Below are 21,115 nucleotides of genomic sequence, written 5' to 3'. Positions count from 1 at the left end.
CTATTCCTATCGCCAATCGGCTGTTGCATCACCCGTACAGCGTGCTATACTTCAGATCTCAGAACTAGCACCATGTAGGAAGGAAGTCCTTGTGGCCGATGCAGCAGCGTTACTTGCACAAGCACAGACCCAATTGGCAAATGCCTTGCAGGCCTTGCGAGGTGAGGCCGCCCAACTGCGCGAGCGCCATACGGCAATTGCCCAACAAGGTCGTCAGATGTATCGAACTGCCGATGAGTTAGCGGTTCAGCGCACCTTCGCCGAGCAACTTGGAACGCCAGCGGTCGGGCGGTTGCGCCAACAAGAGGCCGAGCTACGCAGCAAAATGGCCAACCTCGATGCTGAAACCAGTGCCACCGCCGAAGCCCTCAAGCGGCTCGAACAATTAATTCGCCAGATCGAAATGAGCAGCACCAGCCTCAGTGGCACAACCACAATAGGCCAACAAAATGACCCTTGGGCCTTGGCCTTACGTGGTCAAATTATCCAAGGCCGTGAAGACGAACGCTTACGCCTGGCCCGTGAAGTACACGATGGGCCAGCCCAAGTTTTAGCGAACGTACTGATGGGCCTCGAACATGCTATGAATTTGCATCAAAGCAATTCGCCGCAGATCGAGCCATTTTTGCACGAACTACGCAGCGCTGCCCGCCAAGGCTTGCACGAAGTTCGTGGCTTTATCGCCGATTTACGGCCGGGCGCGCTCGACCAAGGCTTCCCTACTGCCCTCGCTGACTATGTTCAAAAATACCAACAAACCACGAAGGTCAAAGTTACGATTGACCTGCTCCACTGGCCAAACCGCCTTCCGGCTGAAGCTGAGATTGTGCTCTATCGGGTAACACAAGAAGCATTGCAAAATATCCATAAACATGCTCGCAATGCCAATGTTTTGATCCGCAGTATGTTGCAAGGCAACCTGCTGATCGTCACCATCCGCGACGATGGCCCGGGCTTTGATCCACGAGAAGTTGTGCGGCGCTCTGGCAAAGAGAGTTGGGGATTGACCAGTATGCGCGAACGAGTCGCCTTACTTGGCGGAGATTTTGCAATTGCTTCACGCCCCGGGGCTGGCACTGAAGTTACTATTCGGATTACGATCTAAGCTCATCCAGAAGGAGATACCCATGGAGCTAATTCGCGTTCTTATCATTGATGATCATCCACTTTTTCGCCAAGGCATCTGCTGGAGCCTCGGCCAAGAAAAAGATATCGAGGTGATCGGCCAAGCTGAAAATGGCGCTGAGGCCATTAAGCTCACTGAAACCCTCAGCCCTAATGTTGTGTTGCTAGATATTAATTTGCCAGGCTTGAATGGCTTGGAAGTTGCTCGCGTGCTCAAACGCCGAGCTCCACGCATGGGCATCATTGTGTTGAGTATTCACGACGATGATGAGCAATTGTTCAACGCCATCAAGGCTGGCGCTGCTGCTTACGCTTCCAAGGAAATCGATCCCACGCAGCTGGTGGGCATGATTCGCGATGTTGCCCATGGCCGCTATGTGATCAACGAAAGCGTCATGTCAAAGCCGCATGTGGCCACCCGCGTGCTCAACCAATTCCGCGAGCTTTCTAACGTGGCTAACAACAGCGAAGATACCTCGTCGATGTTTGCGCCATTGACCAGCCGCGAAATTGAAATTCTCGATTGTATTGCCCGTGGCCTTTCCAACAAAGAAATCGCCAATCAGCTGTCGATCAGCGGCCAAACCGTCAAAAACCACATCACCTCAATTCTTAGCAAGCTCCAAGTCAACGATCGCACGATGGCCGTTATTCACGCTATTCAACAAGGCTGGATCAAACTAGGCTATGATGAAAGTCGCGAAAGCCGCAGCCGCACCGCTTGACGAACCAGCCTGCTCTCGGTTAAAGTTGGCCTATCGCTGTTAATTCGCAGCCTCGCAGTAGCGAGGCTGTTCTTTTTGGAGCAGAGTAATGTCGATCGCATTTAACGACCTTGGGCGACATGTCGCCACCATGGCCGAGGAGATCGAAGCAGCCAGCACCCGGGTGTTGCGCAGCGGTTGGTTTGTTTTGGGCCCAGAAGTTCGCGCCTTTGAAGCTGAATGGGCAGAATATTGTGGCGCACGCCATTGCATTAGCCTGGCAACTGGCACCGATGCCTTGATTTTAGGGCTACGGGCCTTGGGCTTGCAAGCTGGCGACGAAGTGCTGACCGTAGCCAACGCTGGCAGTTACACCACCTTCGCCACCCATACCGTTGGCGCAACTCCACGCTATGTTGATGTTGATCCTGTGAGCTATACGCTTGATCCCAGTCAATTAGCGGCTGCGATTACCCCACGCACCAAAGTCATTGTGCCGGTACATTTGTATGGTCAGGTTGCCGATCTTTCGGCGATTTTGGCGATTGCCGCCGACCACCAATTGCCAGTGCTCGAAGATTGTGCCCAAGCCCACGGGGCACGCTACCAAGGCCAACACGTCGGCACATTCGGCGCTTTAGCCACATTTTCGTTCTACCCAACCAAAAATTTAGGAGCGTTGGGCGATGGCGGGGCCATTATCACCAACGACGATGCCTTAGCCGCCCAAATCAAACAATTGCGCACCTATGGCTGGTCCAGCAAATATCAAGTAACCATCGAAAAAGGCACCAACAGCCGCCTCGATGAACTTCAAGCAGCCATTTTGCGCGTCAAATTAGCTCATCTTGATGCCCAAAATGCCCGTCGCCAAGCCCTTGCTGCTCGTTATAACGCTGGTTTAGCCGCAACTCCGCTGCAATGCCCACAACTTAATACTGCTCAGCATGTCCAGCATTTGTATGTGGTGCGCGTCGCCGCCGATCAACGCAATGCCCTGCGCCAACATTTACAAGCAGCAGGTATCGGCAGCGATGTGCATTACCCAATCGCCGACCATCAACAGCCAGCTTGGGCCGAGCGCTACCAAGATGTGAGCTTGCCGATCACCGAAGCTTTAAGCAATGAAATTCTGTCGTTGCCATGCTACCCTGAACTCAGCGATGCCGAAGTTGATCAGGTAATCGACTGTATTCAAGCTTTTTTTGCTGATTAACAAGTATTACCGCTCATTGGGCAGCAGCCAAACAAATATGCGGCATTAATCGCTGCTGCCTAGCATTCATACCTCAAGCGCCTATTTGTACCCCACACTGCTTCAATTGCCATCCGCTGCATCCTGCGTATAATGCAAACGCTGATCATCGGTTCGATGATCGTTAATTTGAACATTTCAAGGATGAGGTATGGCTCAGACATCACTCGAACAAACCGACTTATCGCCACGTCGCGAGGCCTTACAACTTTGGATTCCTTTGGGGATTGTGCTGCTTTTGACACTGGTGACGGCCTTTTTATTAACAGGCCAGTATCAAATTGCCGCCGGCAAGGGCATTGTCCAAGGCTTGGGCGAGCCGTTACCAATTTCGTCATCGGCACATTTAATTGTTGTGCCATGGTTTTTTGATTGGCAAGATCCCTTTTTTCAAACCCAAACCTTTGATGTTGCGCTGCATATGGGCACATTAATTGCTTTGCTGTTGTTTTTTTGGCGCGATTGGCTGAATTTAATTATGCATATGCATCAACCACGCAGCCAACAAGGCCGCATGTTTTGGTTTATCGTGCTGGCATCAATTCCAGCTGGGATTGTCGGTTTGCTCTTAGATAGTTTGGCGGAAGAGTATTTTCTTGATAAATATTTGGTGATTGCTGGCACAATGAGCATTATGGGCGTTGTGCTCTATATTGCTGATCGCTTTGCCCCGCGCCGTTATGAGCTGAGCGACTTGACTTGGAAACATGCCTTGTTGGTTGGTTGCGCTCAAGCATTGGCATTAATTCCTGGCGTTTCGCGCTCTGGCAGTACCATGACGATGGGGCGTGCCTTGGGTTTTACCCGCGAAACTGCCGCACGTTTCTCGTTTTTGATGGCAATTCCCATTACCTTTGGGGCAGGTGTGCTTAAATTGCGCGATATTGATAGCTCGCAATTGACTGCACCCTTTTGGCTGGGAATTAGCGTCTCATTTGTGGTGGGAGCATTAGCGGTTGGCTTTTTGCTGCGCTATGTTCGTACCAACTCGTTTTTGCCGTTTATTATTTACCGCCTTGTAATTGCAGCGGTGATTGTGGCCGTCTATCTCGCCCGCTAACTATTCTGGCGCAATCCGTGCAGGAGGAAGCATGATTTGTAGCGCGTGCCAAGCCAACATTCGGGATACAGCTCAGCATTGTACTGCCTGTGGTGCAAAAATTAATCAGCCAAGTGCCGCAACTGGACCATTGCCGCAAGCCAAACTAGCCAAACCACGGCGGCGCTGGGTTAAATCATGGTGGAGTTTTATTCTGGGCGTTCTAAGTACAGGCTTGATCTTGCCGCTCATCGGGATTATCGCTTTGTGGATTTTTGGCGGCACGAATGAGGCTCGCACGCCGTCGCCAGTACCCGACGAACGACCTGATATCAGCGTCGATATTGATCATAGCTATATCGAACAAGCGATTGCGACCAACCCTGATTTTCAAAATCCCCAAGTGATTTTGGGCAATCATCCCAAGGGCGGGGTGGCAATGACTGTCACGCTAGGCTACCCATTGCCCTTGGTTGGCGTGCAAGATATTCAAGCCCGTACCCAAATTGCCGCGATCGATGGCAAGTTGGTGGTAACAACCGAACATGTTGGTCTAGGTGAAAATGGTCGGCTGAGCATCCCAGGCTCGATCATTGAAAATATGCTTAGCTCAACCCTCAACCAAGAGATTGATAAGCGCCTGCGTTCAAATCCACAGCTGGAGATTGCAATCATCAACACAAGTACCAGTAATCAGGTCTTGCGGGTAGCCGCAATTATCACCACCAAACCAAAGTAAAACCCTTCTCCTAGGAGCGAGAGAAGGGTTTGCTTGGCAAGTTTGGTTATTCGGTAACCTCAACCTCAATTAAAAAGAGTTGGTTGGGGTCAGCATTCTCAAAGCCACGCTGGTACGCCAAGGCAAAACTGCCTGAACCAACTTCGACCGCTTGGAAATAGAAGGTTTCAGTGCCGCCAGAGCCTGGTTTTGGATTCGGATCTGAGGATTGAAATTGCGCTGCGCCTTGTTGCTGCAACAGTTTGCCAGCATCAGGGCCAGTGCTCCAAGCAAAGCCCGTGCTGGGGTTGCTTGCCAGCACAATTTCGATGATCTCGCCTTTTTTTAGGGTAATTTTGCTATTGTTATCTTGCATGGTCAGCCGCTTGACGCTGGCATCGCTGCCTGCTTGATTTTGGCTGGTTGGGCGACATTCGCCACGCTGAAAGGCCCATTCTTCACATTCGCTGCCATCGGGAAAGCCACAAAAACCCGTTTGATTGCCAGCTGCGTCTTGGCGAATATTCAGCGTGCCCCCGTTTTGCGTACAAAATGCCGAAGCCGGATTAACCATATTGGCCGCAGGCACGGCGGTTGGTTGATTCGCGCCACAAGCGATCAAGAGACTCGCGCACAGCCCAAGGCCCAAACCAAGAATTGATTGACGGATCATGTATTTTAGCTCCATTGCCAGATTTCCACGGGAGAACGTTCTCGTTGTTTGCAATTGCACTAGCCTAACGTGCTAGCTAGCTAGATTGTTCCCAACCTGGCAACGGCATTTTAGGATCAAGCTTGGGCGATAATCCAAGCCCATTGTTCAGGGTTGCATGGCACAACCGAAAGCCGCGATTGACGCACCAAGGCCCAATCGGCCAAGCTGGGTTCGGCTTTGATTTGGGCTAAACTTACTGGCTGAGCAAGCGGGCCAACTGGCTCAATCTCGACCACTACATGCTTGGGGTTTTCGCTGTTGGGGTCGGGGTAGGCGGTGCGACTAACCCGCGCAATGCCCACAGCAGCCCGTACATCGCCACTGTGATAGATCAAACATTGGTCATCAAGCTGCATGGCACGCAGATTAATCAAGGCTTGGGCGTTGGTTACGCCATTCCAAACCGTCGAACCATCGCGCAGCAAATCCTCCCAACTAAACTCATTTGGCTCAGTTTTGAGCAACCAAAACGCCATTTGTATCCTCCTTAACTCAAAAGCACGGATGGCAACAACCACCCGTGCTCAAACCTGTGGTTAATCAGGCTTACTTATCGTTTTCAGCAACTTTGTTCCAATCCAACACTTCCCACCACGTTTTGATGTAGTCGGGGCGGCGATTTTGGTAGCGCAAGTAGTAGGCGTGTTCCCAAACATCCAAGCCCAACAAGGGAGTTTGGCCTTCCATGACTGGTGAGTCTTGGTTGGCGGTGCTGGTTACGGCCAATTTACCTTCGCTAGTGCGAATCAACCAAGCCCAGCCTGAGCCGAAGCGAGTGGTTGCAGCCTTGGCAAATTGTTCCTTGAAGGCATCGAGTGAGCCAAAGGTCGCGTTGATTTCATCGCCAAGTTTGCCGGTTGGTTCGCCGCCGCCGTTTGGGCTGAGGATGTTCCAGAACAAACTGTGGTTGGCATGGCCGCCGCCGTTATTGCGCACAGCGGTGCGAATATCTTCGGGCAAGCTGTTCAAATCGCTGATCAACTCGTGCAATGATTTGCTTTGCAATTCGGGATATTTTTCCAAGGCAGCGTTGAGGTTATTCACATAGGCAGCGTGGTGCTTGCCATGGTGAATTTCCATGGTTTGCGCATCGATTGCTTTTTCTAAGGCATCGGTTGCATAGGGCAACGCTGGCAGTTCAAAAGCCATTGTATGGACTCCTTTTGATCTCAAGGATGCGACTTTGCACGCATCAACACACGGTTCCCACTTCTATTGTAGCAGAAGTTGGGCCATGCTTGATGCACAATCATGGGCACATTTGAAATCAGGGTTCGGGGTTCAGATAGCAGGGGTCAGGGATTAGGGAACAGGAACCGCGAAGAACGCAAAAAGCACGCAGGCTGGGGATCGGGAATCACTCAGTTTTAGGTTCATCAGGCAACCACTGAAAATCAAAAATTGAACTTTAGGGGGTGCAGGGGGATGAAAACCCACTGCGTTTCCCTCCGGCGGAGGGACGGAAGGGTGGCGAATCAAAGAGCTAGGAAACCGATATTAGAGGTCAGCGAGAAGATCATAAAATAACCAATTGGCTAAAATGTGTTAAGCTTAATCCCAACGATGATTAATCCCATGCAATCCCAATTGCTACCACAATAGATGTAGGAACTTCATGAGCGAACAACGCCGTTTTTCCAAGCCCGAAGTGATGAGTCCAGCGGGCTATTGGCCGCAGTTGCATGCCGCAATCGAAGCAGGTGCAGATGCGGTTTATTTTGGTTTGAAGCATTTTACCGCCCGCGCCAAGGTGGGTTTTACGCTCAGCGAGTTGCCCGACGTAATGCGTACCCTGCATCAACGTGGTGTGCGCGGCTTTGTGACCTTCAATACCTTGGTGTTTGAACACGAATTGCGCGAAGCCACCCGCTCGTTGGCAGCAATTGCCGAGGCTGGAGCCGATGCGGTGATTGTGCAAGATATTGGCATCGCTCAGCTTGCCCGCCAAATCGCCCCCGAAATGGAAGTGCATGGCAGCACTCAAATGAGCATCACCAGCGCAGAAGGGGTTGAATTAGCGCGTCGTTTCGGAGCCAATCGGGTAGTTTTGGCCCGTGAATTATCGCTGGCTGAAATTGCCGCAATTCGCCAAGCCACCGATTGCGAGCTAGAAATGTTTGTCCATGGAGCCTTGTGCGTCTCGTATTCGGGCCAATGTTTCTCCTCGGAAGCATGGGGCGGGCGTAGTGCCAACCGCGGCCAATGCGCTCAAGCCTGTCGGTTGCCCTACCAATTATTGGTTGATGGCAAGCACAAACCCTTGGCCGATGCACGGTATTTGCTCTCGCCAGGCGATTTGTATGCTGTGCCCTTGATGCACGATATTATCAAATTGGGTATTTCGTCGCTGAAAATCGAAGGCCGCTACAAAGATGCCGATTATGTGGCCTTGACTACCAGCGCCTATCGCAAGGCGGTTGATGAGGCTTGGGCTGGCTTGCCCTTGAGCATTACACCCGCCGAAGAGTTGCAATTAGAGCAAGTCTATTCGCGTGGCTTAGGCACATTTTTCATCGGCGGAACCAATCATCAAACCGTAGTCAATGGCCGTGCACCGCGTCACCGTGGCGTATTGATCGGTACTGTCAGCGATATCTATGGCGAACGGATTGTGCTCAAGCCCCACGAAAATCACGCCATCGCCCCGCTCAAGGCTGGCGATGGCGTGGTCTTTGATGCCGCCAACTGGCGCAGCCCTGAAGAACGTGAAGAAGGTGGGCGAATTTATGGCATCGAAGCCTTGCCAACTGGCGAAATTGAGCTACGTTTCGGTCCGCAAGCAATCAAGCCTAACCGCATTCGCATTGGCGATTTGATTTGGCGTAGCCACGATCCTGAGCTTGATCGCGCTGCCAAGCCGTTTTTAGAGGCCGCCGCGCCTGTCGCCAAACAACCTTTGCAGGTGCATGTTGTAGCCCACGAAGGCCAGCCTTTACAATTAACCTGGACGGTCAGCAATTATCCTCAATTCAGCGTAACCGTGCAATCGCCTGAGCCATTGCCACGCTCGCAGAACCGCGCCTTGACCAACGAATTTCTGTTTGATCAAGCTAGCCGTTTGGGTAATACCGCCTACAGTTTGGCCGAAATGAATGTTGATAGTAGTGGCCAGCCGTTTGTGCCCAGCTCGTTGCTGAATAACCTGCGCCGCCAAGCAATCGAACAACTTAGTGCCTTGCAAGCCGCCACGCCAACGCGCCAGATTCAAGCGCCACTTGAGGTTTTGGCCCAAGCACAGCAAACTGTTCAAGCAACTCCAAGCCTCAGCAATACGCCTCAATTGCATATTTTGGTACGCACGCCTGAGCAATTACAAGCTGCCATCGCCGCCAAACCGGACAGCATCACCCTCGATTATTTGGAATTGTATGGCTTGAAGCCAGCAGTCGAGTTAGTCCAAGCTCATGGAATTACGGTGCGCGTGGCTAGCCCACGGGTGCTCAAACCTAGCGAACAACGAATTATTCACTTTTTGCTCAAGCTTGGCTGCGAAATTGTAGTACGTTCAACGGGCTTACTCGAAGCCTTGCGCCAAGAGCAACACCCAGCCTTGATTGGCGATTTTAGTCTGAACGCCGCCAATAGCATTACCGCCAACACCCTGCTCGAATTAGGCTTAGAGCGGATTACGCCGACCCACGATTTGAATGCGGCCCAAGTTGCGGCCTTGGCTGAGCAATTGGGCAGTGCAGCGGTTGAAGTGATCGCCTATCAACATTTGCCTGTATTCCACACCGAGCATTGTGTGTTTTGCCGCTTCCTCTCAAATGGTACGAGCTTCAAAGATTGTGGCCATCCCTGCGAGAAGCATCGGGTCGAGTTACGCGATCTGAATGGGCGGGCGCATCCAGTAATGGCTGATGTTGGCTGTCGCAATACGGTGTTTGGTGCTGAAGCACAAACGGCTGTGGAGCATCTTGATGCTTGGCGAGCTGCTGGTATTGTGCATTATCGCTTGGAATTTGTGCACGAAACGGCTGAACAAGTAGCGGCAATTATTGCAGCCTTTGATCGCACCTTGCTCGGCCAACAACCCAGCAGTGTTTTGGCCGAGCAATTACGCAAGGCAGCGCCGCAGGGCATCACCCAAGGCAGTTTGTTTATTCCCAATGATTATCTGCGCGTACCATTGATGCAGTAGTGAGCAAGGGGTCAGGGGCTAGTTGTCAGGGGTCAGAAAAAGTAATGCTAAATTCCTCAATTTCTGGCCCCTAGCCCCTGAAACCTAGCACCTCGTCACAAATAGCGCTCGAAAAACTCGGCGACTCGTTTAACATAGGCTGGGCGATCAGCGAAATACGCTCCGCAATGAGGCATGTCTTCAACAATCCACAGTTCTTTCGGGCCTTGGGCGGCGGCATACAAATCATAGGCATCAACCACGGGAATCACCGTATCACCAGTGCAATGAATAACCAGCAATGGCCGTTGCCCATAGCGAATCAAGGCCTCGATTGGCCGCACGGCCTCGAAGCGATAGCCATAACGTTGGGCAGTAATCTGGTCGGCTAAAGCTCGCAATGGGCGAGGCGGCAAACGCCGATTGGCCAAAGCAAAATCAACCAAATTGGCCATTTCGGCAAAGCTACTATCAGCAACGACAGCCTTAACCGCTGGCTGATCGGCGCTGCCTAACAGGCTGACCGCCGCACCCATTGAATAGCCAATCACCCCAATTTGCGCTTCGGGCAAGCGTGCTTCAACATACTTGATCGCGCCATGCAAATCGCCAACCTCGTGATAGGCCAACGAACAAATTGAATCATCGCTCTCGCCACGCCCGCGAAAATCGAAAATTAGCACATTCATGCCTGCTCGCCACAAGCCTGAACCAATGCCAAGCAACTCGTCTTTGCGGCCCCGATGACCATGGCAGCCAATCACGACCCGCTTGCTTTCAGGGCGGCCAAGCCACCATGCTCGAATTTGCAAGCCATCGACCGAATTAAACCGAACTTCTTCCCAATCAACCCCGGTTTCAAACGGCGTAAAAGCAAACAGCGTTTCACGTTTGAGCGCGGCAGTTGGGCCACTTAAACGATGGGCGGCATAGGCCGCGATGCCAGCAAGTGCACTGGCGGCGGCACTCAGGCCAGCCCCAAGCCATAATTTACGTTTCATAACTACTCGATACTAAAAACCATTTCAACATCACCAATCCGAATCCGGTCGCCAGGCCGCAGATGGTGCGGTTGATAGGCAGTCATCGGCACGCCATTGATGCTTGTGCCATTGATGCTGCCCAAATCAATTAATAAATGATGGTCACCCTGTTGTTCGATCACGGCATGGCGGCGCGAGGCCACGCCCCGATCATGCTCAGCCAAATCGATCTCAGGATGATGATTTTGCGCCGGATCACGCCGCCCAATCCGGCAAGGAAAATGAGTTAATGCCAATTCCCACACCGCGCGGGGCGAGGTAATGACCAGCTTGGGCACAGCCCGTTTGATTGCCGCACCACAACCAGCGCAAAACCGCGCATTGGGTTTATTCATACGGCCACATTGATCGCAAATTGGGCCATTAGCTTGGGGCGGCGGTGACCAAGCAGGGGTTTGAACTGGCGGTGCCCACGATGGTGGCGCAGGCTGGGGCACTGGTTGTTGGTAATTCGGCGGATTATTGCCCCAGGCTGGTGCTGGATTGGGATTGCCCCAAGCTGGCGCAGGGTTTGGATTGGGATTCGGATTACCCCAAGCTGGCGCAGGATTTGGGTTCGGATTGGGATTATTAAGAACTGGTGCGGGCATCGACATCATGGTGGGATCATCGCGCTTATCGGGCACAATCACCCCACGATCAACCGCCAACAACGCTTGCTCAAACGAAGCCATGGTCTGAAAGCGTTTTTCGCGATCCATCGCCATTGACCGAATAATTACCTGCTCCATCTCTGGCGTAACCGATTGATTGTGCTTAATCAACGAGCCATCTTTAGGAGTCTGCAGCGGCACAGGTGGCAGATTGGTCAGCATATGCAGCAGGGTTGCGCCCAAAGCATAAATATCGGCTCGTGCATCGGTTTGGCCCTTGCCATATTGCTCCGGTGGCGCATAGCCCGCCGACCCCATGGCTACTGTATCTTTACTTTTATTGGTTTTGTAGGTTCGCGCCACGCCAAAATCGATCAGCTTAATAATACCTTCAGGCGTGAGCATCACATTTGGCGGCTTCATATCACGAAAAATAATTGGTGGATTTTGGCTATGCAAATAATTGAGTACGCGGGCAATCTGCACACCCCAATTCAGCACATCACGTTGAAAAAATGGCGCATTCATTTCACGCTGCTTATCTTCGAGCGTTTTGCCTTGGACAAACTCCATCACCAGCGTGGGGCGACCAGCCTGCTCAAATGAATCGACGACTTTGGGCAAGTTGGGATGATCGAGCGTTTGCAATAATTGCGCTTCTTGGTCAAAGAGCTTGCGATTTTCGGCAATTTCCTCGGGAGCGGCCTCGATTGGCGGGCGCATCTCTTTAATCGCCCAGGTCGAGCCATCGCTGAGGCGCTCGCCGCGATAGACCGCGCCCATGCCCCCGCGCCCGATGATGCCGAGAATCCGATATTGATCGTGTTGTCCTTGAAGGATCGTGCCATCAGGCAGCAAATCAGCAAACACAGTTTCCCCCGCCGCTACATGATTGCGTAGCCTGTATTATCAACGATTGATACGCCAAAAGTCAAAGGGTTGTGGCAACCATTAATCAACAATTAAGCAAAAAATACTCACATTGGATACAAAAAATCACTCGAGATTGCATCTATACCTAGTACAGGCTGTGATTGACAATCCTTGGTAGGATAGGACATAGCTCCTACCATTCCACCAAGCCACGCCAACTATACCACTCTCTGTTGCCAGTTAGTTCTTTGGGGAGTTGTAATGTCTCATTTATTACTAATCGCGATTGGCCCAGTTCAAGATTTCATCGCCAGTGCTCGTCGCACCCGCGACCTCTGGTTTGGTTCGTGGCTACTCAGCGAATTAGCCAAAGCAGCGGCAAAAAGCATTTATCAAGCTAAAGGCAATTTGATCTTTCCTTATCCAACCAATCCAGCCCAAGATTTAGCGCCAGAAAGTGCCTTCAATGTGCCTAACAAAATTTTGGCCAAGGTAGAGGGCGATATTAAAAAGATTGCTGACACAGCTAAACAAGCCTTGGAGCAACGTTTAAATCAGATTCGTGATGGCGCATTTGATCAAGTTAAAGGAACGTTCTACGATGAACAAGCTGCTGATCAAATCGCCGCATTGGTTGAATTCAATTGGGTTGCCCTGCCCTTAGGGACTGATTATGCGAAAACTCGCGAGCAGCTTGAGCACTTAATGGCAGCCCGCAAAAATACCCGTAATTTTAGCGAGGTGACGTGGGGCACAAACGCGCCAAAATCCTCAATCGATGGCGAACGTGAATCGGTAATTGATGAAAAATACTATCCCCCTGCTGGGATGGCGAATACCTCGCCAGAATACGCCAAAATCGTGGCTAGGCTCTATCGTGATTATGGCATCAACGTCGGTGAACGTTTATCAGGCGTTGATATGCTCAAACGGCATGGTCAAAAAGGTATCGATTCAAGGTTTCCAAGTACCTCACATATGGCGGCAATTCCGATGTTCAACTTTTTAAATAAATATGATGAGGCAAATGCCAATATCAGTCTTATTGATCCATGGAATAGATACATTAATTTTTTCAATACAAATTCCACTCTGATAAAATATATTGACAATGAAAGAACCCCAAAATCACAAAAGAATTTCGGTAATATAGATGGATCACTCTTATTTGCTGAGCGATTTAACGACACATTAGAAGGTAATGATCTATCCGATGCTCAAAACGCATTGGAAGCATTCTATACCGCTTTAGGTGTTAAAAAACGTCCCATTCCCTACTATGCAATCCTCCATGCTGATGGCGATGCGATGGGTAGTGTGATTAATAACCAAGAGGTAATTGAAAAACATCAGGAAATATCAAAAGCCTTAGCAAAATTTGCAGATAATAAACGTGACATCAATCCTTTGAATGATTCTGAAGAGCGATCTGTTGCAACCATCGTCGCAAAACATCAAGGAGCCTTAGTCTATTCGGGCGGCGATGATGTTTTAGCATTTTTACCGTTGCATACTGCATTGGAATGTGCCGATGCGTTGGCTAAAAGGTTTCAAACGCTTTTAAGTAACTTTAAAGATAAAACAGATCGTTCGCCAACGCTCTCGGTTGGCATTGCAATTGTCCATCACCTTGAGCCATTATCCGATGCCTTAGATTTGGCACGCGCTGCTGAGAAAAAAGCCAAAGGCTTTGTAGGCAAAAATGCGCTGGCAATCAACCTCAGCAAACGTGGCGGTGCAGATCGAATTATCGTTGGCTCATGGATTGAAAGCAAATATTCATTTTACAATCGACTTAAAAAATTAATTGAATGGCATCAAACCGATCAAATCCCCCTTGGTTTTGCCTTTGAACTGCACGATTTATCTATTCGCCTAAAAGACTTGCCCGCCAACATTTTTCACGCCGAAGCCAAACGAATCATCGAGCGCAAGCATACAAGCAACGGAATAAAGGTCTCGTCGGCGATTGCTACAGAATTATTAGCTATGATTAACGATTTGGTTCCAGAAACGCTGACCCAAGCCCACATAATGATCCAACAATTTGCAGATGAAGTAATTATTGCAGAATTTATTGCCGACGCACAAAAGCTCGCCAATGGTAATTAATTCAACAAGTTTTCGGAGGATTGTGATGAATACACGCCGCGAACGTTCTAAGCAAAAGCAACAAGCCAAAAAGCAAAATAGTAGCAATACCCAAGTCATTGCGCAAAATTTAGTAGCCCCAATCAATGATCAAGTAGATGAATTGATAAGTGTGTCCAACAATTCAATTCAACCTGAGGCAAGCGCGGATCAACCAGCCAATGCTGAAATTACAACTCAGCAAGCGTGGCTGATTGAGCCACGTGACCCGTTGATTGTGCGCGATGGCCGACCATTTAACAATACACCTGGAGCACGCGCCTATACTCAGTCGTTTCCACCACCATCGGTTTTGGCTGGGGTTATTCGCTCCCAAACCGCCTATGCTTCAAAACTCCAATTTACTCGTAACTCCGATGACAACCGACATCAGGGAAATAAATTACAGCCAATTCAAATTTATGGGCCAGTATTAGTTGAGTTGTTAGAGCCAAATGAAGCCAATGCTGAAGCTGAATTCTTATGCCCTGCACCCGCCGATGCACTGTTGTTTGAGCCTGAATCAAAAATCGAAGATAAACCATCCGAGTCTGTGCCTTGGCTCCGCCGTTTAATCCCAATTCAGGCTCCTGCGAAGCTCGTCAGTGATTTTAACGAGCTTGGCTTGGTTGGTTTAGTTGAACCCGATCCGCGTAAGCCCGCCAAAGAGCAACCGCACTTTTGGTATTGGAAGCGTTTTTTGCAATGGTTGCAAGATCCAGCAGGATTGATTGATCAAACTCAAACTGCCGCAGTACAAAAAAGCACTGACTTGGGAATTCAAGGCTTGCCAATTGATCAACGGACGCATGTTGAAATTAAACCTGATAGCCAACAAGCCGAAGATGGTCGTCTATTTCAAACCCGTGGCTTGAGCTTTACCCAAGCCAATGATCAACGATTAGCAGAAGCACGACGTTTGGCATTATATGTGCACGCCGATTACCGCGATACAACTGGTTTAACTATTCCACAGCCAAGCATTGCACCTTTGGGCGGCGAACGCCGTTTGGCGCGTTGGGAGCCAACTGAGCGTCAGTTGCCAGCATGCGATCAAGCTATTCTCGATGCAATCGTAAAAGCCAACGCCTGCCGTGTAATTCTGCTCACCCCAGCGATGTTTGCAAAGGGCTATCGCCCAACTTGGCTATTCGAAGATCCCCGAGGTGTCCAGCCAAAGCTTGCAGCAATCGCGATCAAGCGTGCTCAAGGTATTTCAGGCTGGGATTTAGCAATTCATAAGCCGAAACCAACCCGCCGCCTAGCTCCCGCTGGCACGGTCTTTTTCCTTACATTCCCTGAAAAGGAAAATTCGGCTGCAATTGAAGCGTGGGTTCGCAACTATTGGATGCATTGTATTAGCGATGCTGAGCAAGATCGCCGCGATGGCTTTGGATTAGCAGTGCTCGGCGCGTGGGATGGGAAGTTGGCTAAAATCAAGGGAGTACCAAATGAATCGTAAACCTAAATTCTCACCACTAAAAATAGCATACGAGCATCCAAGCTATAAAGCTGGGAAGAACCCTAGCGCATTTACCGTTGGCGAACACACCTATATCACCGAAACCCGCAGCTATAGGTTGATCACCCCATTATTTGGTGGCGGCGTTAAGGCTGGGGTGAATGACCCAATTACGCCAATTCGCGCCAGTGGCATTCGCGGTCAATTGCGCTTTTGGTGGCGAGCTATTCGCGGCGGCGGCTATCGCTCAATTGATGATTTACGGGCAAAAGAGGCTCAGATTTGGGGTAGTGCCAATACTTCATTCTCTTCTGAAAAAGAAAGAGAGGATGAAGATTCTGGCAATCTGGTAGATGATAAAAATCAAGAAAATAATAAATTAAAAAATATCATTCCTATTCAAATCTCTGTTGAGATAAGTTCTGATGGAGAAGAAAAATATCCATATGTTATGAAAAAGAATGCTATAGGAAATTATAACCCAGAGCCTATATCTAGTACTGCGCCTGCATATGCATCTTTTCCATTAAAACCAGAAATGAACGCTATAAGAAAATATGGACCTAAAACTCCTATCAATCCTATTCGTAATAAGATTATTTTTAGATTAAAAATTACCTACTATCAGCATCATAAGCTGGAAATTCAGGCTGCACTGTGGGCATGGGAAATGTTTGGTGGAGTCGGTGGTCGTACCCGACGTGGATTTGGTTCGATCACTCAGTGTGATAGTGATAATAAACCACAAAATGCAGAATCAGTTGCGCAATGGTTAAAACAAAACATTAAAAATTATACAGAAGATATTTCAAAAAGAGGTTTTAATTGGATTAATGATATTCCTAATATTGTAGAAAGTATTAACGAGAGTAAATTTTTCTGCTCATCAAAAGGCTTAAATGGTATACGTATTTGGAATAATATGATAAATACGTTACAAAAATTTCGCCATCAACGAAATCAGTATGGCAAAAAATTTGGTAGAAATCATTGGCCTGAGCCAGATTTTATTCGAGAAATCACGGGGGAGCAATCTAATGATCATCAAGAAGCTATTATTAAGGTTGACAAATTCCCACGGGCAGCCTTTGGATTACCAATAATATTCCATTTTATCAATCGTAAAGATAAAAAAAATCCTAATGCTCCTAGAGATCCTTATGATACAACGCTAGTGCCCAAAGGTTTTGAGCGCTTTTCTAGCCCTTTGATTATTAAGATTATTCAATGTGCTGATGAAAGTTATGTTGGAATTGCACTTATTTTGAGCAAAACCCAAGTCCCTAATCAATTACAACTGAAAAAGGGTGGAACTCCATTGCTCAATCCTAACGATCAAACCGAAGATTTTCAACATCTCTTGACACCTAATGAAGCACAACAAATCAAGCAAATTGAAGCTAATAAAGCGTCAGGTTCACTACTGAATCAAGGAACCGATATTCTTAAAGCATTTTTAGCCTATCTTGCGAAGGAGCTACGATAATGACTACTAAACTCGTTTTTGTGCATGCGCTTTCACCACTTCATGCTGGCACTGGCCAAGGCGCTGGAGTTATCGATTTGCCGATTGCTCGCGAAAAGGCCACTAATTTGCCCTATTTGCCTGGCTCATCGCTCAAAGGCCCGTTGCGCGATGGCTACACTGGCGCTCGTAAAGATGAAATCTTTGGAACTGCATCAGATAACGCCACTGGTAATGCAGGTTTTGTTCAATTTTCCGATCTGCGCTTGTTGTGCATGCCAGTGCGTAGCTTGTATGGCACCTTCGCATGGGTCACTTCGCCGTATATTCTCAATCGCCTTGCCCGCGAAATCAAAAATCTTTTTACTGAAAACACCCCACCAAGCTGGATCGAAAACCCTGATGTGGATCAATGTTTTGTCGTTGCTGGATCAGCACTTAAATCAAACTTACCAAAATCAGCAAAGCGCAAGGATATTTATCTAGAGGATTTAGATTTTGAATCTCAAGCGGATCAAGCTGAGCTAGTAACCCAATGGGCTGATTGGCTGAAAAAACGTATTTTTGGCGATTCACCAGAGTGGCAAACGATGTTTGTTGAGCGTTTCTGCATCGTCAATGATGATGTATTTAGTTTCCTTTTGAATACTGCCACCGAAATAACCGCCCGCATTCGGCTCAACGATGAGACCAAAACAGTTGCTGATGGTCAACTTTGGTATGAAGAAGCTTTGCCAGCCGAATCGATTTTGGCTGGCTTGATGTTGATTGCCCCGCCAGCCTCAAAAACAGACTTAATTCAAAGCATTACGACTGAGCTACCACGCCTGTGGCAAAAACCAATTCAGCTTGGAGGCAAGGCCACCGTCGGGCGCGGAATTTGTCGCGTGATTGTGAAATAGGAGCAGTAGCATGAGTAATTCAGTCTTTCAAACTCGTGATCAACAATATGCTGCTTCAGCGTATGCTCATATTGAAGAAGTTCTAGAAAAATATCCAAAGCTGGATGTTAAATCAGGTGATACACTCGCACTGTTGTACAAAAAAAATCGCAAACGCTACGGGGTCATAGCACATAAATTGCCTATATTAATTAGAACTGCTGGTTTAACTCAAGCATTGGCATTTATTAGTTCACGGAGTAAGAAAAAGAAAACTGGCAAAGAAGATGAATTTAGTTTATTCCTAAGCCATCTTGCAAAAACAATAAACATAGATACAAATGATCTTGTTCAATATAGTATCCAACAACACCTATCAAATTATATGTACATAACCCAACAGGTGCTTGATGCACTTTTATGGTATAAGCGCTTTGCTCAAAGTGTACTTGATGTTGATCCGACTGATCAACTTGATGACGAGCAGGGAGCTGAAGTATGAGAAGTAGTCGTTTAGATATTAAATATGAGCATATTTCAACAAAAGATAGGCCTAGTGATTGTAATGCAGGTTTATGGCTTGATCGCTATTTGCCCACCCAATCCAAGCAATTAACTAACGCAGAGCAATCAATTAATTCATTACCCCAGCATTTTGCCGATGTTACCAAAATTGCGCACCAAATGCATAGCTCTAAACTGTATCAACAATTTTTTGCCCGCTGGTTGAACACATTAAAGGAAATTCCCGATATTTGTTTGCTGAAGGCGGAAGTCAAGGGTCGCATGGTCGTGGGGCTGGGAGCCGAAAGTGTGCTCGAAAACTCAATTGCCTTGCAACGCACCTATGGCATGCCCTACATCCCAGGTAGCGCATTAAAGGGTTTGGCATCGAGCTTCGCCCACCAACGCCTTGGCCAAAGCCCAGCCAATGCAGCTCCTATCAACGATTGGGCTAAGGGTGGCAAATTTCATCGCGAATTATTTGGCACAACCGAGCTAAGTGGTTGCGTCAGCTTTTACGATGCCTTGTATATTCCTCCTGATACCCCAAAACCAGATGGCCCTTTATATTCCGATGTGATTACCGTGCATCATCGTGACTATTATCAAGGCAAGAAAAAAGTCTCTTCCACAGATGGTCAAGCGCAGAGCAAAAAGCAAGCTTTTTCCAACAGGAATCAAGAGCAAAGTATGCCGCCAGCCGATTGGGATAGCCCAACGATTATTCCATTTCTCAGCGCAACTGGCCACTATTTGGTAGCACTCAGTGGAGTAGAAGGTTGGCGTGATGCCGCCCGCACGTTGCTAGCCAATGGCCTGACGCATATGGGTATTGGCGCAAAAACATCTAGTGGTTATGGCCGAATGAAACTTGGGGAAATGTGTAAGAACGAGCAACAAATCGAAGCCCTACTTCAACGTTTGAATAAAAAATAAGAGCGCTTTTGATGAGTTAAAAAGGTTCTTCATTAATTTTTATTTTCACTCAAGGAGTCATCGATGAAAATTCTTTTATCGCTAGTTGGTGCCCAACCTTTGCCGAACCTTATTCCTATCTATCACCTTAAACCAGATTTAGCATTGCTTATTTATACTGGTGGAACAGTCAAACAAGCTAATAATACTGCGGCGCTTCTAAGATCTAAAAATATTGAAACTGAAATTATATGTACGGATTCTTATGATATCTCAAAGATTACCCGACAGATAGAGGAAGGTATTTCTAATTTCAGCGCAGGTAATGAGATTTACTTTAATGTTACTGGTGGAACAAAACCGATGTCATTTGCCGCTGCCCAGGTAGCACGAAAATATAACTTTCCTGTGGTTTATCTTGAGAGCGAAGCAGGCAAAAGTAAGTTGCATACATATGCTTGGAAAGATTTTGAATTCCATCTCATAAAAGAAGATTCTATACCACCTTGTATAGCACTAGAAGATTGGCTAGATGTTCATTTAGGCTTAGAAAATTGGTCTATCGAGAAAGTAAAAGAACCTTTTGAACAAGCAGTTATAGGTATTCTGGAAAAGAATAATATTGAAATATTATCAGCTGTACGCTCTTTCTCAGGACAGATAGATTTAGATGTAATTTATCGTAAGGGTAATCATTTTGGTATTATTGAAGTGAAATTCGGAGAAAAAGGTAAAAAAATTGAAGGTATAAGACAACTTAATACAACGGGTTTACACTTAGGTATTTATTCAAATAAGATTCTAATTATTACAGAACAACCTGGGAAATCTCAATTAGCCCTTGCAGATGCATCAAATGTGCAAATTCTTTCAGTTAATTTTAATGGCTCTACTATTGATGAAGAGTCCGAGTTAAAGATATTAAATATTATTAAGTGATACTATTCGAGTGGAATTTAACAAAGGAAACCCTATGCTTTTGATTAACTTTGCGCATCCATTGACTGATAAACAGTTTGCTCAAATTGTAGCGATTGTCGATGAAACACCCGAAATTCGCTTTGTTGATACCCAAGTGAGCCGCATGCGGCCTTTGGCTGAGGTGGCTTACGATTTGATTGAAAGCGTTGGCTTAAAAACCGCCGATTGGCAAACCATCCCAATTATTATCAATCCGCCAGGCTTGGCTCCACTGGCTTTGGCCATCATCGCTGAGTTGCATGGGCGTTCTGGCTATTTTATGCCAATCATCAATATGCGCCCCGTCCACAATGCCACATCACCAACATTCGAAGTAGGCGAGATTTGTAATTTAGATGCAATTCGTCAAGTTGCCCGCACCCGACGGATTCCTAAACTGTAACTGATTAGGTGAATTCCCTCACCCCAACCCCTCTCCCACTGCGGCGGGCGAGGGGAGTTCCACCGTTCATGCTGAATGGGTTCCCCCTCTCCTCGCTCTGCGGGAGAGGGGGCTAAGGGGGTGAGGGCATGGCAATCGGCGGTACTCCCACCCAATCATTGTTAAAAACATAACCTTGAATAAAGGGGCTAGGGGGTAAGGGCAGTATGA

General features: G+C 48.1%; 19 protein-coding genes. 14 read left to right on the top strand and 5 right to left on the bottom strand.

From position 1 onward, the window contains the following. Positions 1–91: 91 nt before the first annotated feature. The 5 genes from DEF47_RS11520 to DEF47_RS11500 all read left to right on the top strand — a co-directional run bounded on the left by DEF47_RS11520 (position 92) and on the right by DEF47_RS11500 (position 4,862). A complete protein-coding gene (locus DEF47_RS11520) occupies positions 92–1,105 on the top strand; it encodes a sensor histidine kinase (RefSeq protein ID WP_012188267.1) in 1,014 nt (337 codons plus the stop codon). 22 nt (positions 1,106–1,127) lie between these two features. Then, positions 1,128–1,850: a response regulator gene (locus DEF47_RS11515; RefSeq protein ID WP_012188266.1), complete on the top strand. Its 723-nt coding sequence runs from the start codon at positions 1,128–1,130 to the stop codon at positions 1,848–1,850. Positions 1,851–1,938: 88 nt separating this feature from the next. Beyond that, a complete protein-coding gene (locus DEF47_RS11510) occupies positions 1,939–3,045 on the top strand; it encodes a DegT/DnrJ/EryC1/StrS family aminotransferase (RefSeq protein WP_012188265.1) in 1,107 nt (368 codons plus the stop codon). Positions 3,046–3,235: 190 nt separating this feature from the next. Beyond that, positions 3,236–4,144: an undecaprenyl-diphosphate phosphatase gene (locus DEF47_RS11505; RefSeq protein ID WP_012188264.1), complete on the top strand. Its 909-nt coding sequence runs from the start codon at positions 3,236–3,238 to the stop codon at positions 4,142–4,144. A 31-nt stretch (positions 4,145–4,175) separates the two neighbouring features. Further along, a complete protein-coding gene (locus tag DEF47_RS11500) occupies positions 4,176–4,862 on the top strand; it encodes a hypothetical protein (RefSeq protein WP_012188263.1) in 687 nt (228 codons plus the stop codon). A 46-nt stretch (positions 4,863–4,908) separates the two neighbouring features. On the opposite strand, the gene DEF47_RS11495 is transcribed toward DEF47_RS11500, so the two are convergent. From DEF47_RS11495 to DEF47_RS11485, 3 genes are all read right to left on the bottom strand, one after another. Next, entirely contained in the window at positions 4,909–5,514 is a 606-nt protein-coding gene (locus DEF47_RS11495) for a DUF333 domain-containing protein (RefSeq protein WP_012188262.1), read from the bottom strand. Between the two features lie 116 nt (positions 5,515–5,630). Further along, on the bottom strand, positions 5,631–6,032 hold the full coding sequence (locus tag DEF47_RS11490) for an EVE domain-containing protein (RefSeq protein WP_012188261.1): 402 nt from the start codon (positions 6,030–6,032) through the stop codon (positions 5,631–5,633). Between the two features lie 70 nt (positions 6,033–6,102). Continuing rightward, positions 6,103–6,705 (bottom strand): superoxide dismutase, encoded by a 603-nt coding sequence (locus DEF47_RS11485; protein ID WP_012188260.1) that lies wholly within the window; start codon positions 6,703–6,705, stop codon positions 6,103–6,105. A 466-nt stretch (positions 6,706–7,171) separates the two neighbouring features. Between DEF47_RS11485 and DEF47_RS11480 the strand changes: the two genes are divergently transcribed. Further along, positions 7,172–9,697 (top strand): U32 family peptidase, encoded by a 2,526-nt coding sequence (locus DEF47_RS11480; protein ID WP_012188259.1) that lies wholly within the window; start codon positions 7,172–7,174, stop codon positions 9,695–9,697. A 95-nt stretch (positions 9,698–9,792) separates the two neighbouring features. Here DEF47_RS11480 and DEF47_RS11475 read toward each other — a convergent pair whose 3' ends face one another. Both DEF47_RS11475 and DEF47_RS11470 read right to left on the bottom strand, forming a co-directional pair. Next, complete coding sequence (locus DEF47_RS11475; protein WP_012188258.1) at positions 9,793–10,677, bottom strand: alpha/beta hydrolase; 885 nt, start codon at positions 10,675–10,677, stop codon at positions 9,793–9,795. A gap of 2 nt (positions 10,678–10,679) precedes the next feature. Continuing rightward, positions 10,680–12,182, bottom strand: coding sequence for a protein kinase domain-containing protein (locus DEF47_RS11470; protein WP_012188257.1), 1,503 nt, complete (start codon positions 12,180–12,182; stop codon positions 10,680–10,682). A gap of 264 nt (positions 12,183–12,446) precedes the next feature. On the opposite strand from DEF47_RS11470, the gene cas10 reads away from it, so the two are divergent. From cas10 to csx15, 8 genes are all read left to right on the top strand, one after another. Continuing rightward, a complete protein-coding gene (gene cas10, locus DEF47_RS11465; RefSeq protein WP_012188256.1) occupies positions 12,447–14,297 on the top strand; it encodes a type III-B CRISPR-associated protein Cas10/Cmr2 in 1,851 nt (616 codons plus the stop codon). 25 nt (positions 14,298–14,322) lie between these two features. After that, entirely contained in the window at positions 14,323–15,777 is a 1,455-nt protein-coding gene (locus tag DEF47_RS11460) for a type III-B CRISPR module-associated protein Cmr3 (RefSeq protein WP_012188255.1), read from the top strand. Continuing rightward, positions 15,767–17,263, top strand: a complete 1,497-nt coding sequence (gene cmr1 / locus DEF47_RS11455; RefSeq protein ID WP_012188254.1) for a type III-B CRISPR module RAMP protein Cmr1 — start codon at positions 15,767–15,769, stop codon at positions 17,261–17,263. Before DEF47_RS11460 ends, cmr1 begins: the two co-directional genes overlap by 11 nt. After that, a complete protein-coding gene (cmr4, locus tag DEF47_RS11450; RefSeq protein WP_012188253.1) occupies positions 17,263–18,144 on the top strand; it encodes a type III-B CRISPR module RAMP protein Cmr4 in 882 nt (293 codons plus the stop codon). Before cmr1 ends, cmr4 begins: the two co-directional genes overlap by 1 nt. A 10-nt stretch (positions 18,145–18,154) precedes the next feature. Continuing rightward, on the top strand, positions 18,155–18,625 hold the full coding sequence (gene cmr5 / locus DEF47_RS11445) for a type III-B CRISPR module-associated protein Cmr5 (protein ID WP_012188252.1): 471 nt from the start codon (positions 18,155–18,157) through the stop codon (positions 18,623–18,625). Continuing rightward, a complete protein-coding gene (gene cmr6 / locus DEF47_RS11440; protein WP_012188251.1) occupies positions 18,622–19,563 on the top strand; it encodes a type III-B CRISPR module RAMP protein Cmr6 in 942 nt (313 codons plus the stop codon). The genes cmr5 and cmr6 overlap by 4 nt, the downstream gene beginning before the upstream one ends. 63 nt (positions 19,564–19,626) lie before the next feature. Then, positions 19,627–20,481, top strand: a complete 855-nt coding sequence (locus tag DEF47_RS11435) for a PDDEXK family nuclease (RefSeq protein ID WP_012188250.1) — start codon at positions 19,627–19,629, stop codon at positions 20,479–20,481. A gap of 34 nt (positions 20,482–20,515) precedes the next feature. Further along, on the top strand, positions 20,516–20,905 hold the full coding sequence (csx15, locus tag DEF47_RS11430; protein ID WP_012188249.1) for a CRISPR-associated protein Csx15: 390 nt from the start codon (positions 20,516–20,518) through the stop codon (positions 20,903–20,905). Positions 20,906–21,115 lie beyond the last annotated feature (210 nt).

The sequence above is a fragment of the Herpetosiphon sp. genome, from assembly GCF_003512625.1.
Classification (GTDB): domain Bacteria; phylum Chloroflexota; class Chloroflexia; order Chloroflexales; family Herpetosiphonaceae; genus Herpetosiphon; species Herpetosiphon aurantiacus.
This window is presented reverse-complemented; position numbering and strand designations above follow the sequence as displayed.

What these genes read in the sequence shown, in the direction of transcription:
- csx15 (WP_012188249.1), top strand. Translation starts at nt 20,516, where the DNA reads ATGCTTTTGATTAACTTTGCGCATCCATTGACTGATAAACAGTTTGCT.
- cmr5 (WP_012188252.1), top strand. Translation starts at nt 18,155, where the DNA reads ATGAGTAATTCAGTCTTTCAAACTCGTGATCAACAATATGCTGCTTCA.
- DEF47_RS11435 (WP_012188250.1), top strand. Translation starts at nt 19,627, where the DNA reads ATGAAAATTCTTTTATCGCTAGTTGGTGCCCAACCTTTGCCGAACCTT.
- DEF47_RS11510 (WP_012188265.1), top strand. Translation starts at nt 1,939, where the DNA reads ATGTCGATCGCATTTAACGACCTTGGGCGACATGTCGCCACCATGGCC.
- DEF47_RS11485 (WP_012188260.1), bottom strand. Translation starts at nt 6,705, where the DNA reads ATGGCTTTTGAACTGCCAGCGTTGCCCTATGCAACCGATGCCTTAGAA.
- DEF47_RS11460 (WP_012188255.1), top strand. Translation starts at nt 14,323, where the DNA reads ATGAATACACGCCGCGAACGTTCTAAGCAAAAGCAACAAGCCAAAAAG.
- cmr6 (WP_012188251.1), top strand. Translation starts at nt 18,622, where the DNA reads ATGAGAAGTAGTCGTTTAGATATTAAATATGAGCATATTTCAACAAAA.
- DEF47_RS11490 (WP_012188261.1), bottom strand. Translation starts at nt 6,032, where the DNA reads ATGGCGTTTTGGTTGCTCAAAACTGAGCCAAATGAGTTTAGTTGGGAG.
- cmr4 (WP_012188253.1), top strand. Translation starts at nt 17,263, where the DNA reads ATGACTACTAAACTCGTTTTTGTGCATGCGCTTTCACCACTTCATGCT.
- DEF47_RS11515 (WP_012188266.1), top strand. Translation starts at nt 1,128, where the DNA reads ATGGAGCTAATTCGCGTTCTTATCATTGATGATCATCCACTTTTTCGC.
- DEF47_RS11480 (WP_012188259.1), top strand. Translation starts at nt 7,172, where the DNA reads ATGAGCGAACAACGCCGTTTTTCCAAGCCCGAAGTGATGAGTCCAGCG.
- DEF47_RS11495 (WP_012188262.1), bottom strand. Translation starts at nt 5,514, where the DNA reads ATGATCCGTCAATCAATTCTTGGTTTGGGCCTTGGGCTGTGCGCGAGT.
- DEF47_RS11475 (WP_012188258.1), bottom strand. Translation starts at nt 10,677, where the DNA reads ATGAAACGTAAATTATGGCTTGGGGCTGGCCTGAGTGCCGCCGCCAGT.
- cas10 (WP_012188256.1), top strand. Translation starts at nt 12,447, where the DNA reads ATGTCTCATTTATTACTAATCGCGATTGGCCCAGTTCAAGATTTCATC.
- cmr1 (WP_012188254.1), top strand. Translation starts at nt 15,767, where the DNA reads ATGAATCGTAAACCTAAATTCTCACCACTAAAAATAGCATACGAGCAT.
- DEF47_RS11500 (WP_012188263.1), top strand. Translation starts at nt 4,176, where the DNA reads ATGATTTGTAGCGCGTGCCAAGCCAACATTCGGGATACAGCTCAGCAT.
- DEF47_RS11505 (WP_012188264.1), top strand. Translation starts at nt 3,236, where the DNA reads ATGGCTCAGACATCACTCGAACAAACCGACTTATCGCCACGTCGCGAG.